This window comes from Microbulbifer salipaludis (assembly GCF_017303155.1).
In the GTDB taxonomy this organism is placed as follows: domain Bacteria; phylum Pseudomonadota; class Gammaproteobacteria; order Pseudomonadales; family Cellvibrionaceae; genus Microbulbifer; species Microbulbifer salipaludis.
This window is the reverse complement of the sequence record NZ_JAEKJR010000002.1, coordinates 1687196-1704219: the sequence shown is the minus strand read 5'-3', so window position 1 is coordinate 1704219 and position 17024 is coordinate 1687196. Positions and strand designations below refer to the sequence as shown.

The window sequence follows — 17024 nt, the reverse complement described above, 5'->3', positions numbered from 1 at the left end:
TTTTCCGCTTAAATCAACCCATGATAAAACCAGTTCCTCTTTATATCGGCCTGCGCTACGTGGCTGCCCGCCGTCGGCAGCAGTTTATTTCCTTCATTAATGGGTTCTCCCTACTGGGCATGGCACTGGGCGTGCTGGCGCTGATCGTGGTGACCTCGGTGATGAACGGCTTTGACCGGGAATTGAAAACCCGTATTCTGTCCGTGGTGCCGCACGGGTTTGTGGAACAAAAAGGCGGCCTGGAAGACTGGGCCACCGCGGCGGAGTCGCTGCGCCAGAAACCCCACGTGATTGCCGCCAGCCCGTTTGTGCGCGGCTTTGCGCTACTCGGTGCCAACAACCAGTCCCAGGGTGTTGAGTTTCAGGGCGTGGACCCAGTCGCCCTGCGCGAAGTTTCCAAAGTGGGCGAACACATGCTGATGGGCAGTCTGGATGCCCTGCAGTCGCGCAGTTACAACATCGTGCTCGGGCGTATTCTCGCCCGTCAGCTGGGCGTGATTCCCGGCGACAGTGTCATTCTCACCCTGCCGGAAGTGGTCATCACGCCCGCCGGTATCTTTCCCCGCACCAAACGCTTCACCGTTGCCGGCGTGTTCTCTGTCGGTGCGCAGGTGGACCAGAATATGGCGCTGATGCATCTGGACGATGCCGCGCGCCTGCTGCGCATGCGCGGCAAGGTGCAGGGCCTGCAGCTCAAGTTTGATGACATGAACAACGCACTGGGGCGCGTGGAAGGTTACGCCCAGTCCCTGGGAGAAGGGTTTACCGGCGAAGACTGGAGCCACTCCCAGGGCAGCCTGTTCCAGGCCGTGAAAATGGAAAAGACCGTAGTGACCCTGATGCTGATGATCATTGTCGCCGTGGCCGCCTTTAATATTGTCTCGGCACTGGTGTTGATGGTGGCGGACAAGCGCTCGGATATCGCGGTGCTGCGCACACTCGGCCTGACCTCGCGGCAGATTATGGCGGTGTTTGTGGTGCAGGGCAGTGCCATTGGCATTATCGGCGCACTGATAGGCGGCTTGTTAGGCACCCTGATTGCGCTCAACCTCACCGATCTGGTTTCCTGGATTGAAGGGGTGGTGGGCGCACAGATTTTCGACCCGCGGGTATTTTTCGTGAGCTTTTTACCCTCGGAATTTCGCGTCGGGGATGCGGTGATGGTATTGAGTGCCGCGGTCATCATGAGCCTGCTGGCGACCCTGTTCCCCGCCTGGCGCGCCGCACAAATTGCCCCGGCAGAAGCACTGCGCTACGAATAAACCCCAATAATTCGGCGTGCCGATACGTCTGCACGCCACAAGGTAAATGAAGCATAAGATGAACAGCCAAGTGGAAATTCACCCGGAAGAATCCCGCCCGCAGGCGGCCGCCGATGTGGTGCTGGCCTGCCATCAACTCACCAAAACCTACCGGCAGGGCGCTAACCAGCTGGACGTATTGCGTGGCGTTGAGTTACAGGTGCCCAAAGGCGAGCGGCTGGCGATTGTTGGCGCCTCGGGTTCGGGTAAGTCCACACTGCTTAACCTGTTGGGCGGGCTGGATACACCCACCTCCGGGGAGGTCTGGGTGGAAGGCAAAAACCTTGCCGCCCTGAACGCGAACGAACGCGGCTGGTTGCGCAATCGCAGCCTGGGCTTCGTGTACCAGTTCCACCACCTGCTGAACGAATTTAGCGCGCTGGAAAACGTGGCCATGCCGCTGTTGATTGGCAAGCAGTCGATTGCGGAATCCCGCGCTGCGGCACAGGAAATGCTCGAGGCGGTGGGCCTTGGCCAGCGCCTTACACACAAGCCGGCACAGCTCTCCGGTGGCGAGCGTCAGCGGGTGGCCATTGCCCGCGCCTTGGTCGCGCGGCCGGCCTGCGTGTTGATGGATGAGCCGACCGGCAACCTGGATCGCGCCACCGCCCGGGACATTCACAAGCTGATGGACCGTTTGAATAGTGAAACCGGCATCAGCTTTGTCATCGTCACCCACGACCCCGACCTCGCCGGCGCGCTCGACCGCTGCCTGCATCTGGTCGACGGGGACCTGGTTCCCGACGGGCAGCACAGCGGCGGCGCCTGAGGTAAAGCATGTTTAGACCATTACCCGCTTTTATCGGCCTGCGCTACGCGGGCGCGCAACGCAGCGGCGAGGACTCCGCCGGGCTGGTGTCGTTTATCTCCGGGCTGTCCATGATCGGGCTGATCCTCGGCGTGGCGCTGATGATCGTCGTGATGTCGGTGATGAATGGCTTCGACCGCGAATTGCGCGAGCGCATTCTGGGCATCATGCCCCACGCCACGGTGTACAACGCGAGCCCCGATATCAATTGGACACAGGTGCGCGACGAAATCGCTACAGCGCCGGGTGTCACCGCTGCCGCAGAAGTGTGGCAGGTCAACGGCCTGGCCCGTAACGGACTTGAGGTAACGCCGCTGCTGGTACAGGGCGTGAATCCGGAAACTATTGTCGATGTATCGTCCATTGGCGATTTTTTGCAGCCGGGAAGTTTCACCGCGCTGACCAGCGACCCGGCAGAACCCGGCATCATTCTCGGTAAAGGGATCGCGGACAAGCTGGGTATCGTGGTGGGTGAGCAGCTCTCCGTCATCGTTCCCCAGAGCGGCACACCGCAAAGCAGCGGGCGTACCGCGGCGCAGCTCGCGGGCTTCCGCGTGGTGGATATTTTCCACTCCGGTACCGCACTGGATCACTCCCTCGCACTGGTAGACTGGGCGCAGGCGAAAGCGCTGGCCGGTGGCGCGGGTGGCGCTGGCGTGCAGGTGCGTGTGGACGACATGCTGCGCTCGTTTGCCGTATTCCAGCAGCTGTTGCGCCAGTTGCCGGTGGAAGGTTTTTACGGCAATGACTGGACCGGCACCCACGGCAACCTGTACCAGGCGATACAGATGTCGCGCAACCTGGTGAGCCTGCTGGTATTTCTGATTATTGCGATTGCTGCATTCAACGTGGTTTCCACCCTCGTCATGGTGGTCATCGACAAACACGGTGACATTGCCATTTTGCGCACCATGGGGGCGAGTACCCGTGAGATTTTGCTGACATTTGTTAGCCAGGGGGCGCTGGTTGGGTTGGTCGGTGTACTGGTGGGGGGCGCACTGGGTGTGCTTGGCTCGCTGGTGGTCACCGATGCGGTGGCGGGATTGGAATCGTTATTCGGTATCCAGTTCCTCAAGTCCGACGTCTATCCGGTCGATTACCTGCCCTCCGAACTGGAGTGGGGCGATGTCGCCCTGGTGGTGGGTGCAGGCTTCCTGCTCAGTCTGATTGCCACGCTGTATCCCGCCTTTCAGGCGAGCCGCGTACAGCCGGCTGCGGCATTGCGTCAGGATTTCTAACGGCAGGGCGTGGCGCGGGCTCAGTTGTTTTCGCTGAGCTGCGTCTTGCGCTGCGCCAGCCGAGCCTTCCAGCGTTTGACCACCTGCCAGCGCCAGATCGCCTGCATCACAAAGTAGGCCACGGCAGCAAAAAAGATGCCGGCGATCAGCGAGCCGGAAAACAGCGGCAGCCAGATTCTTCCCACTTCCTCCGTCAACCACTCCCAAGACAATTCTATTTTGAACGGCATGGGTGGCGTGCCGAGCAACCAGGCACCGAGCTTGTAGGTACTGTAAAAAATGGCCGGCATGGTCACCGGGTTGCTGATCCATACCAGCGCCATCGACAGCGGCAGGTTGCAGCGGAACCACAGTGCCAGCAGGGCGGCAATCAGCATCTGGCCGGGCAGGGGAAGGAAGGCGGTAAAGATGCCCACCGCAAACGCGACAGACACAGAATGGCGGTTGAGGTGAAACAGGTTGGGGTCGTGCAGCAGGGTGCCGAGTATCTTCAGGCCGTTATTTGCACGCACTTGTTCGGGAGTTGGCAGCCAGCGCCTGATAACACTCTTAGGCATGATTCAAATCTGCTCGATACTCTCGATTAATCTCCGCGAATGAGAATCGCGACTCATCTTCTCGACCGGGAACGCTCGACCCTGGCAGTTCGCACCCCGGTTACCCTATTAAGAATAGAGTGATCAGCGCTGCTTGATGCCTCGCGGCGGCCAATGCAGCCAATGCGGGCGCTATTATGCCTATATCACTTTTTCAAGACTACTATTCTCGCCAACGGCCCCCGCGGGGCAATAAATTGCTCCCGTGCCCCAGTCTGACCAGTAAGTCAGCATGAAAATGGCAATGTGTTGACAAAATTTAGGGTTGACGCATAAAAACTGGCTATTTAAGCTCTTCGTTCCTATAAAGTGTCGACAATCTGGTGTGATTTGCACAACACCGGCAAGCATTGGACGAGCGGTCTCGCGACCGGGGTGGTAGAGAATGGATGGGCAAGGGCAAAAAACATCGGCCGAGGGTGCCGTGGCCAGCAGTGATATCGCGGGTCACGCGGACAGCACTACTGGCAGCACCAAGGCGGCCCGTGGCTCCCAGAGCCTTGCCGACCGCCTGTTCCTCACCCTGCGCAGTGAGATTGTCGAGGGCCAGATCGCCGCGGGCAGCAAAATCAGCGAGCCAGAACTGGCGCGTCGGTTTGATGCCAGCCGCGGCAGCCTGCGCGAAGCGTTGATGCGCCTGGAATCACTCAGCCTGATCGAGCGCCGCGTCAATGTGGGCGCACGGGTCGTCGACCTCACCGAACGCGGCCTGCTGGAAATTTACGACGTGCGTGAGGCGCTTGAAGGCATGGCCTGTCGCCTGGCGGCAGAAAACCGCTCGCAGGAAGACCTCGCCGAACTGCGCCAGATGCTCGCCCGCCACGAACAGCAGGAAGAACTGCAAAAGGGGACCGCCTATTTCCAGCCAGAAGGGGACTTCGACTTCCACTTCCGCATCGTGCAGGCCTCCCACAACGACCTGCTGATCGACACCCTGTGCAACAAGCTTTACTACCGCGTGCGCATGTACCGCTACCAGCTGGGCATGGCCAGCCCGCGCGCGCACCGCGCCTTCCGCGAACACAGCCACATCATTGAAGCCATCGAAGCCGGCGACGGCGAACTGGCCGAAATCCTGATGCGCCGCCACATTCGGGCGTCGCGCAGCAACATCGAAAAGAAACTTTCCCAAACCGATTAAATGAGAGAACAGGGGCAGCCTATGAGCAGAACAGAATCCGCCGGCGCACGCTTTCGCCAGGCCCTGAAAGACAAGCAGCCACTGCAGGTCGTGGGCACCATCAACGCCTACACCGCCATCATGGCCGAGCGCATCGGCCACCAGGCCATCTACCTGTCCGGTGCCGGTGTGGCGAATGCCTCCTACGGCCTGCCGGACCTGGGTATGACCAGCCTCGAAAACGTACTGGAAGACGTACGCCGCATTACCGCCGCCTCCAGCCTGCCGCTGCTGGTGGATATCGATACCGGCTGGGGTGGGGCGTTCAACATTGCCCGCACCATCAAGGAAATGATCCGCGCCGGCGCTGCCGCGGTACATATCGAAGACCAGGTTGCGCAGAAGCGTTGCGGCCACCGCCCGAACAAAGAGATTGTCTCCAAAGCGGAAATGGTCGACCGCATCAAGGCCGCCGTTGACGCGCGCACCGACGACGACTTCTTCATCATGGCCCGCACCGACGCCTTCGCGCAGGAAGGCCTGGAAGCCGCTATCGAACGCGCCCAGGCCTGCATCGAAGCCGGCGCCGACGGCATCTTCGCCGAAGCCGTGACCGAACTGGAACACTACCGCGCGTTCAAAGACGCACTGAACGTACCGATCCTCGCCAACATCACCGAGTTCGGCAAAACCAAGCTGTACAACAAGGCCGAGCTGGGCGAATCCGGTGCCGACATGGTGCTGTACCCGCTGTCCGCCTTCCGCGCCATGAACAAGGCCGCGGAAAACGTCTACACCAGCATCCTGGCCAATGGCGACCAGCAAGCGGTGGTCGACACCATGCAGACCCGCGCCGAACTGTACGACTACCTGAACTACCACGAGTTCGAAGACAAGCTCGACGCGCTCTTCAAAAAGTAAGCGGTAAATATTGGTGGATGCGCTGCGCTTATCCCCCCTACAAAATCGGAAACCCCGAACCCGTAGGTTGGATAAGCGCAGCGCATCCACCAGGCAAGAGACACGAATCCAAACCCGTAGGGTGGATAAGCAAAGCGCATCCACCATTCACAAAGAGATAAAGGGGAAATAACGATGGCAGAGAAAAAAGTTGGCGGAGCAGGCCTTCGCGGCCAGGTCGCTGGTAAAACCGCACTGTCCACCGTAGGCGTATCCGGCTCCGGCCTGACCTACTGCGGCTACGACGTCAAAGACCTGGCAGAACACTGCGAGTTCGAAGAAGTTGCCTACCTGATCTTTAACGGCGAATTGCCCACCGTCGCCCAGCTGGCGGACTACAAAGGCACCCTGAAAACCATGCGCGGCCTGCCGCAGGCCCTGCGCGAAGTGCTGGAGCGCATCCCCGCCGACGCACACCCCATGGACGTCATGCGCACCGGCTGCTCCATGCTGGGCAACCTGGAAGGCGAAGAATCGTTTGAACAGCAACAGGACCGCGCCAACCGCCTGCTGGCCGCATTCCCGTCCATCATCTGTTACTGGTATCGCTTCACCCACGACGGCGTGCGCATCGAAACCGAAACCGATGACGACTCCATCGGCGGCCACTTCCTGCATATGCTGCGCGGCGAAAAGCCCAACGACCTGCACGCACAGGTAATGAACGTCTCCCTGATCCTCTATGCAGAGCACGAGTTCAACGCCTCCACCTTCACCGCGCGCGTCTGTGCCTCCACCCTGTCTGACCTGTTCAGCTGCATCACCGGCGCCATCGGTTCCCTGCGCGGCCCGCTGCACGGTGGCGCCAACGAAGCGGCGATGGAACTGATCGAGCGTTTCTCCTCTGCCGACGAAGCCGAAAAAGAACTGCTGGGCATGCTGGAGCGCAAGGAAAAAATCATGGGCTTCGGCCACGCGGTCTACACCGAATCCGACCCGCGCAACGCCATCATCAAGCAGTGGTCCGAGAAGCTGGCTGCCGACGTCGGCGACGACGTGCTGTACCCGGTATCCGTACGCTGCGAACAAGTCATGTGGCGCGAGAAGAAGCTGTTCTGTAACGCCGACTTTTTCCACGCCTCCGCGTACCACTTCATGGGCATCCCCACCAAACTGTTTACGCCGATCTTCGTAATGTCCCGCGTAACCGGCTGGGCCGCCCACGTATTCGAACAGCGCGCCGACAACCGCATCATCCGCCCGAGTGCCGAGTACGTCGGCCCAGAGCCGCGTAAAGTAACGCCGATTTCAGAACGCGGCTAAACCGCGCACATGCAGGAGCTTGCCGCGCAAGCGAACAGCTACAAAGCACAAGACTGTTCGCCTGTAAGGCAGGCTTTTGCAGCGCACACAGCAGTAGGGTGGATAAGCAAAGCGCATCCACCAACCATCGCGGCGGATGCGCATTCGCTTATCCGCCCTACGGCGAGCCTGATTCCAATCCGAGCGTGATTGACATGAACACCGAATTCCGCAAAAAACTCCCCGGCACAGACCTGGATTATTTCGACACAAGAGAAGCGGTCGAAAACATTCAGCCGGGTAGCTATGAAAAACTGCCGTATACCTCCCGTATCCTGGCAGAAAACCTCGTGCGTCGCTGCGAGCCAGAAAAACTCACCGATGCCCTCAAGCAGATCATCGAACGCAAGCGCGACCTCGACTTCCCCTGGTTCCCCGCGCGCGTCGTCTGCCACGATATTCTCGGCCAGACCGCACTGGTGGACCTCGCCGGCCTGCGCGACGCCATCGCCGAGAAGGGCGGTGACCCCGCCAAGGTAAACCCGGTCGTGCCCACCCAGCTGATCGTCGACCACTCCCTGGCCGTCGAGCACCCCGGTTTTGAAAAAGACGCGTTCGAAAAGAACCGCGCCGTGGAAGAGCGCCGCAACGAAGACCGCTTCCACTTCATCAACTGGACCAAAACCGCATTTGAAAACGTCGACGTCATCCCTCCCGGCAACGGCATCATGCACCAGATCAACCTGGAGAAAATGTCTCCGGTGGTGCAGGTGAAAGAGGGTGTCGCCTTCCCGGATACCTGCGTCGGCACCGACAGCCACACCCCGATGGTGGATGCGCTCGGCGTCATCTCCGTGGGCGTGGGCGGTTTAGAGGCCGAAAGCGTCATGCTCGGCCGCGCCTCCTACATGCGCCTGCCCGACATCGTCGGCGTCGAGCTGACCGGCAAACTGCAGCCCGGTATCACCGGCACCGACATGGTACTGGCGCTGACCGAATTCCTGCGCCGCGAGCGCGTAGTGGGTGCGTATCTCGAATTCTTCGGCGAAGGCGCCTCCAGCCTGAGCCTGGGCGACCGCGCCACCATCGCCAACATGACGCCCGAGTACGGCGCCACCGCCGGTATGTTCGCCATCGACGAGCAGACCATCGACTATCTGAAGCTCACCGGCCGCGACGACGAGCAGGTAGCCCTGGTAGAAAAGTTCGCGAAGGAAACCGGCCTCTGGGCAGACACTTTAAAGGGAGCCGAATACGAGCGCGTACTCAAGTTCGACCTCTCCACCGTAGGCCGCAACCTTGCCGGCCCATCCAACCCACACGCACTGCTGCCGGTGTCCGAACTGGCCAACCGTGGTATTGCCAAGGAATGGGAAGAGAAAGAAGGCGAGATGCCGGACGGCGCAGTGATCATCGCCGCGATCACCAGCTGCACCAACACCAGCAACCCGCGTAACATGATTGCCGCGGGCCTGATCGCGCGCAACGCCAACAAACTCGGCCTCACCCGCAAGCCCTGGGTGAAAACCTCCCTGGCACCCGGTTCCAAAACCGTAAAAATGTACCTGGAAGAAGCCGACCTGCTGCCGGAGCTGCAGCAACAGGGCTTCGATGTGGTTGCCTTTGCCTGCACCACCTGTAACGGCATGAGCGGCGCGCTGGACCCGAAAATCCAGCAAGAAGTCATCGACCGCGACCTGTACGCCACTGCCGTACTGTCCGGCAACCGCAACTTCGATGGCCGTATCCATCCCTACGCCAAGCAGGCCTTTTTGGCTTCACCGCCGTTGGTCGTTGCCTACGCCATCGCCGGCACCATCCGCTTCGATATCGAAAAAGATGTACTGGGCCACGACAAAGACGGCAACCCGGTGACCCTGAAAGACATCTGGCCGAGCGACGAGGAGATCGACGCGATCGTCAAACAGAGCGTGAAGCCCGAGCAGTTCCGCGAGGTCTACATCCCGATGTTTGACCTGAGCAAAGCGGAAGCAGAGAAGGGCGAGCCGCTGTACAACTGGCGCCCGATGAGCACCTACATCCGCCGCCCGCCCTATTGGGATGAAGAGGGGGAAGGAGCGATGGCAGGTGAGCGCAGCCTGAAAGGCATGCGCCCGCTGGCGGTGCTGGGTGACAACATCACCACTGACCACCTCTCGCCGTCCAACGCGATCCTGGCCAGCAGTGCCGCCGGTGAATACCTGGCGAAAATGGGCCTGCCGGAAGAGGACTTCAACTCGTATGCGACGCACCGCGGCGATCACCTCACCGCCCAGCGCGCCACCTTCGCCAACCCGAAACTGTTGAACGAGATGGTGCGCGACGACAACGGTGCAGTGAAGCAGGGCTCTCTCGCCCGCATCGAGCCAGAAGGCAAGGTCACCCGCATGTGGGAAGCCATCGAAACTTACATGGACCGCAAGCAGCCGCTGATCATCATTGCCGGCGCCGACTACGGCCAGGGCTCCTCCCGCGACTGGGCCGCGAAGGGCGTGCGCCTAGCCGGTGTCGAAGCAATCGTGGCCGAAGGCTTCGAACGCATTCACCGCACCAACCTGATCGGCATGGGCGTGCTGCCGCTGGAATTCCAGCCCGGCACCACCCGCGAGACCTTGCGATTGGACGGAACCGAAACCTACGACGTCATCGGCGACCGCACCCCAGGCACAACCCTGACACTTCTGATTCACCGCAAAGACGGCGAAACCGTAGAAGCCCCAGTAAAGTGCCGCCTCGACACCCAGGAAGAAGTCTCCATCTACGAAGCCGGCGGCGTCCTACAACGCTTCGCCAACGACTTCCTGGAGTCCGAAGCAAGAGCCTAACTTGTAGGAGCCTGCCCTGCAGGCGAACACCCCCTACGAAGCTCCTCGTAGGAGCTTGCTTGCAAGCGAACAGCTACAAAGCACTAACCTGTTCGCCTGCAAGCAGGCTCCTACAACCCAAAAAACAAACCCGCGAGACTCATCAATGACCTCCGCACCCCAAATCTTTCCCCCCCAAATCAAAATCCCAGCCACCTACATGCGCGGCGGCACCAGCAAAGGCGTCTTCTTCCGCCTACAAGACCTCCCAGAACCCGCCCAAACCCCAGGCCAAGCCAGAGACAACCTGCTACTCCGCGTAATCGGCAGCCCCGACCCCTACGGCAAACACACCGACGGCATGGGCGGCGCCACCTCCAGCACCAGCAAAACCGTCATCCTGTCGAAGAGCGAGCAGCCAAATCATGACGTTGATTACCTGTTCGGCCAGGTCTCCATCGACAAGCCATTCGTAGACTGGTCCGGCAACTGCGGCAACCTCACCGCCGCCGTCGGTGCCTTCGCCATCAACAGCGGTTTTGTGGATGCCGAGCGTATTCCGCAAAACGGCATCTGCACCGTGCGCATCTGGCAGGCCAACATCAAAAAAACCATCATCGCCCACGTACCCATCACCAATGGGGAAGTGCAGGAGACCGGTAATTTCGAACTGGACGGCGTCACCTTCCCGGCGGCCGAAGTGCAGATCGAATTCATGGACCCGGCGGATGGCGAAGGGGCGATGTTCCCCACCGGCAACCTGGTGGACGATTTAGAGGTGCGGGGCGTCGGCACCCTGAAAGCCACCATGATCAACGCCGGCATCCCGACCATCTTCGTCAATGCGGCGGATATCGGTTACACCGGCACCGAACTGCAGGAAGCCATCAACGGTGACGACAAGGCCCTGGCCATGTTTGAAACCATCCGAGCCTACGGCGCGGTCAAGATGGGCCTGATCGAAAAGGTGGAAGAGGCCGCCGCTCGCCAGCATACCCCCAAGATCGCGTTTGTCGCGCCGGCCAAAGGCTATGCGGCCTCCAGTGGCAAGCAAGTGGACGCAGGTGAAATCGACCTGCTGGTGCGCGCCCTGTCCATGGGGAAACTGCACCACGCCATGATGGGAACCGCCGCCGTCGCCATCGGCACTGCCGCCGCCATTCCCGGTACCCTGGTCAATCTGGCTGCTGGGGGAGGGGAGCGCAATGCCGTAACTTTCGGGCATCCGTCCGGCACCTTGCGGGTTGGTGCGGAAGCGGAAGTCGTAAATGGGCAGTGGACGGCAACTAAGGCCATCATGAGCCGCAGTGCGCGGATATTGATGGAGGGTTGGGTGCGGGTGCCTAGAGGCTGCCTCTAGCGTCACTTTGGGGAAGGACCCTCGAATAGTGATAAATACAGTTTGGGTTAATTTGGGAAGTCGAAAAAGCGAACCTGAAGAGGGGCTCGCTTTTTTCTTTTTTTGGCTGGGGGGACACTGATATATCGTCACTGCAAGGGAGCAGAGCGTGTGTCGTTTTAAGCGCCCTGTCTGCTGATAACCTCGTTGCCATTGTAGATAAGGCGGGTTGACCAGGGGATTGGATTTCTTAGGGCATAGTGTGCCATGCAACCATTTTCTGCCTCATCAAGTAGATCTTTTATCTTATGCTCTGACTCGGGGCTATCGATAATCACGTGCGTTTCTACCACGTCACAACCACCATTTGTCATGTATCCATGTTCGCGCATATGGCCAAGGTTTGTCCTAAACACAATGCGCTGCTCGAGCTTTAAATTGTCCACCTGAATTTTACGCGCGGTAAGGATGTCGGTAAGGTGCGTCATTAGGCAGAAGCCTATACCGGCGGCAAAAAATGCTAAAGGTGGCGGCGCGGTGTCGTCCCCGACAGGTGGCTGTTCATCGCAATACAATTTTACAGGACTAAAGCCTGGGATGTTGACCGAAACAACCCCCTGTTTTCTTTGTTTTTTACCTGCCTCTGCGCTCAAATTCACCTCAAATCGGTAGGGCTCAGGGTGTTTGGCCTTTGCGAATTTAGATGGTTGATATTGCGTGATTAACGGTTGTTGATTGCTGAATTCCCCAACATGGTAATTCGTTTTTTCGGTCATAGGGTGTGCTCGTGGCCGTTGATTTGTACGTAAATTTTATGGGAAAACTGGTGGGCGATTTCGTCAAAACATTCTTTTTCTGTCCATATTGTGGTGGTATCCTTCAAATATATGCAATTTTTGAAGGATGACGCCATGCTTACCAAGCAAGACAAAAAGGTGCTAACAACCCTGCAAGACAACGGTCGCTTACCGATCGCGGAATTGGCAAAAAAAATTCATATGTCTGAGTCTACTTGCCTGAGACGCACTAAAAGTCTGGAAGAGCGGGGTATCATTAAACGTTATAGCGCGATTTTAGATGATGAAAAGGCGGGGTTTGGGGTGGTCGCATTTGTTCAAGTGAGTATTAATCAGAATAATGAAGCGGAATTTGACGGCTTTAAAGCGGCTGTGCAAGCCCATCCGCTCATTTTGGAGTGTTATTCATTGTCCGGACAGTATGATCACTTAATGAAGGTGGTGGCGAGAAATAACAAAGAATTGTCACAATTTATTTTAAAAACGCTACGAGGGTTTCCCGAAATAAAGGATGCGCAAACCCTCTTTGTTTTGGATCAAGTGAAACACACGACCTGCTTGCCGGTGGAGCTGCCTGAATAACAAAGCGGGTTAAGTCCCCACTGATTTTTTCATCCATTAGTCTATTGCCGTAGAGAAGAGAGAAGAGAGAAGGGAAAGCTCGATGGCTAGGTTGTCGCGCCTCGGACCTGCAGTGGTTCAGCAACATGTTATTAAACTGGATAATTAGTGGCATTTTTGCTCCTTTTTATGGCAGGTTATAATCACCTATGCCGATTGGCTAAAACAGTATGCAAAAGAATTATATATTTCCGACAGGTATTGAGCCTGTCGGATAAAAACATACAGCGGCTAGTTGGCTGCCAAACGGGAAATCGCGGCTATTTATTGCTGCTCACCTTTTTAGCACCAACGAACATCGCGAATAACCGAATGCCTATAGAAATCAAAACAAGCATGCTTGGTGCTGTAAGAGCAGGCATTGCATTCAATTGGGTGATTTCTCTTTGAATGATCATCGTTTGATGTGGATTAGAGTTGTGCTTTGAAACCTTGCTGACGTTTTGGCGAAGTAATTTGTCGAATGACTCAATTTCTCCCGCAAGCATATCCAGGAGTTCCATTTCATTCTTGCCTTCCGTTGGTATCTTTCTCAAGTCTGCGTTAAGCGCATCACCAATTTTTTTCCATTCTTTGGCGAGGAAGGATTCAAGCGATGAGAGCGTCTCTAGCTTCGAATTCACGGATTGGTTGGCTCGGTAGGTGTTGTGTCGATTAGTGTCGCTCGCCATCACTCTACCAAAGTGCTGCACGCCATGTTTGGCGGTATTCAGATTTCGGCCGATTAACGAGAGTTGATCCAGGGTCTGAGTCAGAGTCTGATTCCAGTTCGGGGTTTTATCCTTGTTCTTAATCGCTGCCAGAGCGGTGTTAACCAGTCGGTTCACCTGTTCCTTGGTCGCGTGTTCGTTAACAGACATATCCTTTTATCCTTGTTCAGTCGCATGGAGTGTATTCAGCTTCTTTGATTTGAGACTGACGTACCACCTTCCATTTTTTCTTGGTTGAAAGCGTGGATTCTAAACTAAATTAGCCACTGAGCATTTATCGAAAAGCTCAGATAGCTGTGGCCGTTGTACTCTCTGTAGAACTCACGTGGTGTTGAGGATTTTCATTGAAAGTAAGGGGGTAGCTGAACATTATGACACTCATTGGCACCCACTGAGATTTGCATCCAGTAGTCTATGACCATAACAATAAGAAAGGGCGAGTTCGATATTCAGGTGCGTGCTTGGGTGTGGATGGCAAACCACATCCAACTGCTAATAACGCCGCATATATGAGGTTGAGTTCATGGATAGGGAACTACTAGACACGGAAATTGATCACCACACTGCCAAATTGATCGTGGGCGCTATAGCTTTGTCGCTGGCGTTTTTTACGGACTGTCTGACACCCGGGGTCAGTATCAGCTCAATTAGTCTGTCATATCATTTAACGGATAATGCCCGAGATGTACTCGTTGGGTCTCTCTGTGTTATCTCGGCTTTTCTCTGGTCGTATAATGGCTACTCTTTGTTTCAAGCTGTCTTAAGTAAAGTCGGCGCCGTCGCTGTCGCAGCAGTGGCATTTTTTCCATGCGATTGTTTTACAGGTCGGGGGATTGACGGAGAGGCGACGATGACCGGGATTCTCCACACGGCCTCGGCAGTATTAATGTTCGTTATTCTTGCAATTTTTTGTTGGCTGTTTTCCCTGAGAGCTAAAGTCAAAAGTTCCAAGCAGTCGGAAATTAGGTGTTGGATCTATAGGATCTGCGCAGTGGTCATGGTTGGCGCTATGGCCGTGCAGTTGCTCGATTTTCTGGAATGGGTAGATTTTAGCGGTATTACCCAGCGGCTGACTTACTATGTCGAGGCGACAGGATTGATGGCATTTGGTGTGGCATGGATGACAGCGAGCCGTATGTTGCCATTTATTACCAATGAGGATGAGCGTATAAAAATTGAGCTCTCTGGATGATAATTGATTTATGGGGTTGTACGCATTTCCCGTTATTGGTTGTTTTCTGTTCTTTTGTGCGCTGATTCAGGGTTGATTCAGTTGCGCCGGGTTAAAAAGCAGGTGTGAATCCAAGGAAAACGCACCATGCGCCAGATCCCATACCGTTTACTCGCCGCTCTCACCATCACTTTGACGCTCGGTGGCTGTGTTACCTACCCATCTGCGCCGCCGGTGATCGGCGGGAGCACCTATGTCCGCGAGGCTCCTCCGGTCTACTCCTATTCTGTGATCACCGATCCCGGTTATCGCTACTACGACGATAACCTAGGCGTTTATGTGTTCTACGACCGCAGTGACGTTTTCTATCGACACGGGCATTACTATCGGTGGTATCAGGACCATTGGATCAGTGCCAGTGACTGGCGTGGCCCCTGGTATCCGGCCCGGAATCTGACGTTCTCGGTACACTTCAATGATCGGTGGCATACGCGCTTGCGCCGCCACGGCCATTACTATGCCGGAGGGCACCACCACAGACCGCCGCGCCGGCACGGTGATGACCACGGATACAAGCAGCGGGATCGGTATGACAGCAAGGCGTATCGGCATGATCGTCGTGAGAAGGACTGGGAGCGTCGTGAGGAACGCCAGGATCGTCGTGAGGAACGCCAGGATCGTCGTGAGGAGCGCCCGAATCGTGGCCGAGACGGCGCACATGGGTTTGCAGGTGTCGCCAAACCAAAGGGGGGGGCGTTTCAGGCGGATAACCGGAGTGGGGATCGCCGTAATGACCGCGGTAGTGAGCGCCGGAATCCAGACCGAAAATTAACCAAGGACGAGCGGGTAGTGAAAGTTACGGGCAAGCCGGTCGGCATTCGCGACCCACGCGTTGTTCCTGCAGTGGAACGCCCGGTAATCGATCGCCGCGCGGTGCGCGACAGGTCCAAACCAGAAAACCACCGCGGCAAGCCCCAGCGCCAGCGCAATGCGCCAAATGAGCAGCGCGCTCCTGTTGCGAAGCCAGCTCCGCGCAAGGAACGTGAGCAACCAAAGCGCGAGCAACCAAAGCAAAAGGAAAAGAAGTCCAAAAAGAAAGCGGATAAGCGCGATCAGGAACGCTGGGCGCGTGAGCCGCTGCCGCGCCGGACCGATGGCGGCCGCCGTCAGATCGATTGATCCTGTCCAGAAAAACGGGCGCCGAAGCGCCCGATATAACCTGCCGAATTCGGAGTATCAGAAGGAGAACTTGTAGCCTACTGACAGATTCAGCATCCAGGGGTCATAGAGGTAGTCCCCGGAATAGGACTCAAAAAACCGGTCTACACCAGGGGGTGGCGCAACGTCATCCAAAACCTGCATCCGCATCTCGGTGGAGGACTCCGCGTACACCGCGGCGAAATTTACCAGCCAGGAACTGTCCCGTCCGAAATTGAAATCGACGCCCGCTTGCCAGGTGTAGCCCCAGGAGGAGCCCAGATCGAAGTTGCCCCGCAGGCCTACGTCAGCGAGGTCGTTCCGCACTGCACGGCTAAGGCCAGTATCACCGAAGTCGGTATAGCTAATTCCACCACCGATATAGGGCTGAACCATACAGGTTTCATCCAGTGGGTAGAATTTCAGGCTCAAGGTGCTGATGTTGGCATCAAAGCTGACTACATCGCGATATTCGACATCGCCGAAACCCAGTGTAAAGAACTCGTCACCGTGACTGCTGGTGTGCGAGTCGCCGTCCATATAGCCAAGCTCGATACCCCAGTGCTCTACCGGTTTCCACTCAAGGTTGAAATACCAGCCCCACTCGGAGCCTGGATCAACGTTTGCGCGAAATGCATCGAAATACCGGAATGAATCGTCGACAAAGCTAACCTCGTCATCGCCTGCGGAAATATAGTATCCGCCGGCACGGACAATAAAGTCCTGCGGTCCGGTCAGGCCAAGTGGGTTGGCCGAGGCGGTGCTGCTCAGCGCCAAAGCCAATGGCGCCAGGATAGGCGAAAATTTCAAAATCCGTTTCATTTAAGGTAACTCCTTTTATACCCATGGAACAAAAAGTGTAATACACGCATTTTCGGCTTAAGGCGTGCACAACTTACTTTATGTGCCAAATGGCAGGTATAGGCGCTTTCTTCGTGGAAATGCGGATGGCTGTGGGGAGAACAAACGGGGATCGCAATATGCGCAGCCCAGTCAGGGGTTGGCACGCCGTTCGTAGTCTATGCTGTCACGTGTAGTTGGCTCGTTACATCGGCGTACTTATAAGAGAGGAGGTTCTGACCTCCAATATCGCCGGCGTCCTGGCCTACAAAATAGGCAA

15 protein-coding genes are annotated in these 17024 nt (G+C 57.0%); 11 read left to right on the top strand and 4 right to left on the bottom strand.

Annotated features, from left to right (window positions below; genetic code table 11):
* Positions 1 to 20: 20 nt before the first annotated feature.
* The 3 genes from JF535_RS12825 to JF535_RS12815 are packed head-to-tail and all read left to right on the top strand — an operon-like array spanning position 21 to position 3347.
* Positions 21 to 1262 carry a lipoprotein-releasing ABC transporter permease subunit gene (locus tag JF535_RS12825; protein WP_207002760.1) on the top strand — a complete coding sequence of 414 codons (1242 nt, stop codon included), beginning with the start codon at positions 21 to 23 and terminating at the stop codon, positions 1260 to 1262.
* 58 nt (positions 1263 to 1320) lie between these two features.
* The gene (gene lolD, locus JF535_RS12820; protein ID WP_207002750.1) at positions 1321 to 2070 is read left to right on the top strand and encodes a lipoprotein-releasing ABC transporter ATP-binding protein LolD; all 750 of its coding nucleotides are present in this window, start codon (positions 1321 to 1323) and stop codon (positions 2068 to 2070) included.
* Between the two features lie 8 nt (positions 2071 to 2078).
* Positions 2079 to 3347 carry a lipoprotein-releasing ABC transporter permease subunit gene (locus JF535_RS12815; RefSeq protein ID WP_207002747.1) on the top strand — a complete coding sequence of 423 codons (1269 nt, stop codon included), beginning with the start codon at positions 2079 to 2081 and terminating at the stop codon, positions 3345 to 3347.
* A 20-nt stretch (positions 3348 to 3367) separates the two neighbouring features.
* Here the strand turns inward: JF535_RS12815 and JF535_RS12810 are convergent, their stop codons facing one another.
* Positions 3368 to 3904 carry a DUF2062 domain-containing protein gene (locus JF535_RS12810; RefSeq protein WP_207002739.1) on the bottom strand — a complete coding sequence of 179 codons (537 nt, stop codon included), beginning with the start codon at positions 3902 to 3904 and terminating at the stop codon, positions 3368 to 3370.
* A 424-nt stretch (positions 3905 to 4328) separates the two neighbouring features.
* Between JF535_RS12810 and JF535_RS12805 the strand changes: the two genes are divergently transcribed.
* From JF535_RS12805 to prpF, 5 genes are all read left to right on the top strand, one after another.
* Entirely contained in the window at positions 4329 to 5084 is a 756-nt protein-coding gene (locus tag JF535_RS12805; protein ID WP_207002737.1) for a GntR family transcriptional regulator, read from the top strand.
* 21 nt (positions 5085 to 5105) lie between these two features.
* The gene (gene prpB, locus JF535_RS12800) at positions 5106 to 5984 is read left to right on the top strand and encodes a methylisocitrate lyase (RefSeq protein ID WP_207002735.1); all 879 of its coding nucleotides are present in this window, start codon (positions 5106 to 5108) and stop codon (positions 5982 to 5984) included.
* 174 nt (positions 5985 to 6158) lie between these two features.
* On the top strand, positions 6159 to 7286 hold the full coding sequence (gene prpC / locus JF535_RS12795) for a bifunctional 2-methylcitrate synthase/citrate synthase (RefSeq protein WP_207002733.1): 1128 nt from the start codon (positions 6159 to 6161) through the stop codon (positions 7284 to 7286).
* A gap of 194 nt (positions 7287 to 7480) precedes the next feature.
* The gene (gene acnD, locus JF535_RS12790; protein WP_207002731.1) at positions 7481 to 10090 is read left to right on the top strand and encodes a Fe/S-dependent 2-methylisocitrate dehydratase AcnD; all 2610 of its coding nucleotides are present in this window, start codon (positions 7481 to 7483) and stop codon (positions 10088 to 10090) included.
* A gap of 145 nt (positions 10091 to 10235) precedes the next feature.
* On the top strand, positions 10236 to 11429 hold the full coding sequence (gene prpF / locus JF535_RS12785; RefSeq protein WP_207002730.1) for a 2-methylaconitate cis-trans isomerase PrpF: 1194 nt from the start codon (positions 10236 to 10238) through the stop codon (positions 11427 to 11429).
* A 158-nt stretch (positions 11430 to 11587) separates the two neighbouring features.
* Here the strand turns inward: prpF and JF535_RS12780 are convergent, their stop codons facing one another.
* Complete coding sequence (locus tag JF535_RS12780; protein WP_207002728.1) at positions 11588 to 12184, bottom strand: OsmC family protein; 597 nt, start codon at positions 12182 to 12184, stop codon at positions 11588 to 11590.
* Positions 12185 to 12319: 135 nt separating this feature from the next.
* Between JF535_RS12780 and JF535_RS12775 the strand changes: the two genes are divergently transcribed.
* Positions 12320 to 12787 (top strand): Lrp/AsnC family transcriptional regulator, encoded by a 468-nt coding sequence (locus tag JF535_RS12775; RefSeq protein WP_207002726.1) that lies wholly within the window; start codon positions 12320 to 12322, stop codon positions 12785 to 12787.
* A gap of 299 nt (positions 12788 to 13086) precedes the next feature.
* Here the strand turns inward: JF535_RS12775 and JF535_RS12770 are convergent, their stop codons facing one another.
* The gene (locus tag JF535_RS12770; protein ID WP_207002724.1) at positions 13087 to 13686 is read right to left on the bottom strand and encodes a hypothetical protein; all 600 of its coding nucleotides are present in this window, start codon (positions 13684 to 13686) and stop codon (positions 13087 to 13089) included.
* A 373-nt stretch (positions 13687 to 14059) separates the two neighbouring features.
* Here JF535_RS12770 and JF535_RS12765 point away from each other — a divergent pair, with 373 nt between their 5' ends.
* The gene (locus JF535_RS12765) at positions 14060 to 14728 is read left to right on the top strand and encodes a DUF998 domain-containing protein (protein ID WP_207002722.1); all 669 of its coding nucleotides are present in this window, start codon (positions 14060 to 14062) and stop codon (positions 14726 to 14728) included.
* A gap of 126 nt (positions 14729 to 14854) precedes the next feature.
* Positions 14855 to 15886, top strand: coding sequence for a hypothetical protein (locus JF535_RS12760; protein ID WP_207002720.1), 1032 nt, complete (start codon positions 14855 to 14857; stop codon positions 15884 to 15886).
* Between the two features lie 57 nt (positions 15887 to 15943).
* Here the strand turns inward: JF535_RS12760 and JF535_RS12755 are convergent, their stop codons facing one another.
* Entirely contained in the window at positions 15944 to 16726 is a 783-nt protein-coding gene (locus tag JF535_RS12755; protein WP_207002718.1) for an OmpW/AlkL family protein, read from the bottom strand.
* Positions 16727 to 17024: the final 298 nt, after the last annotated feature.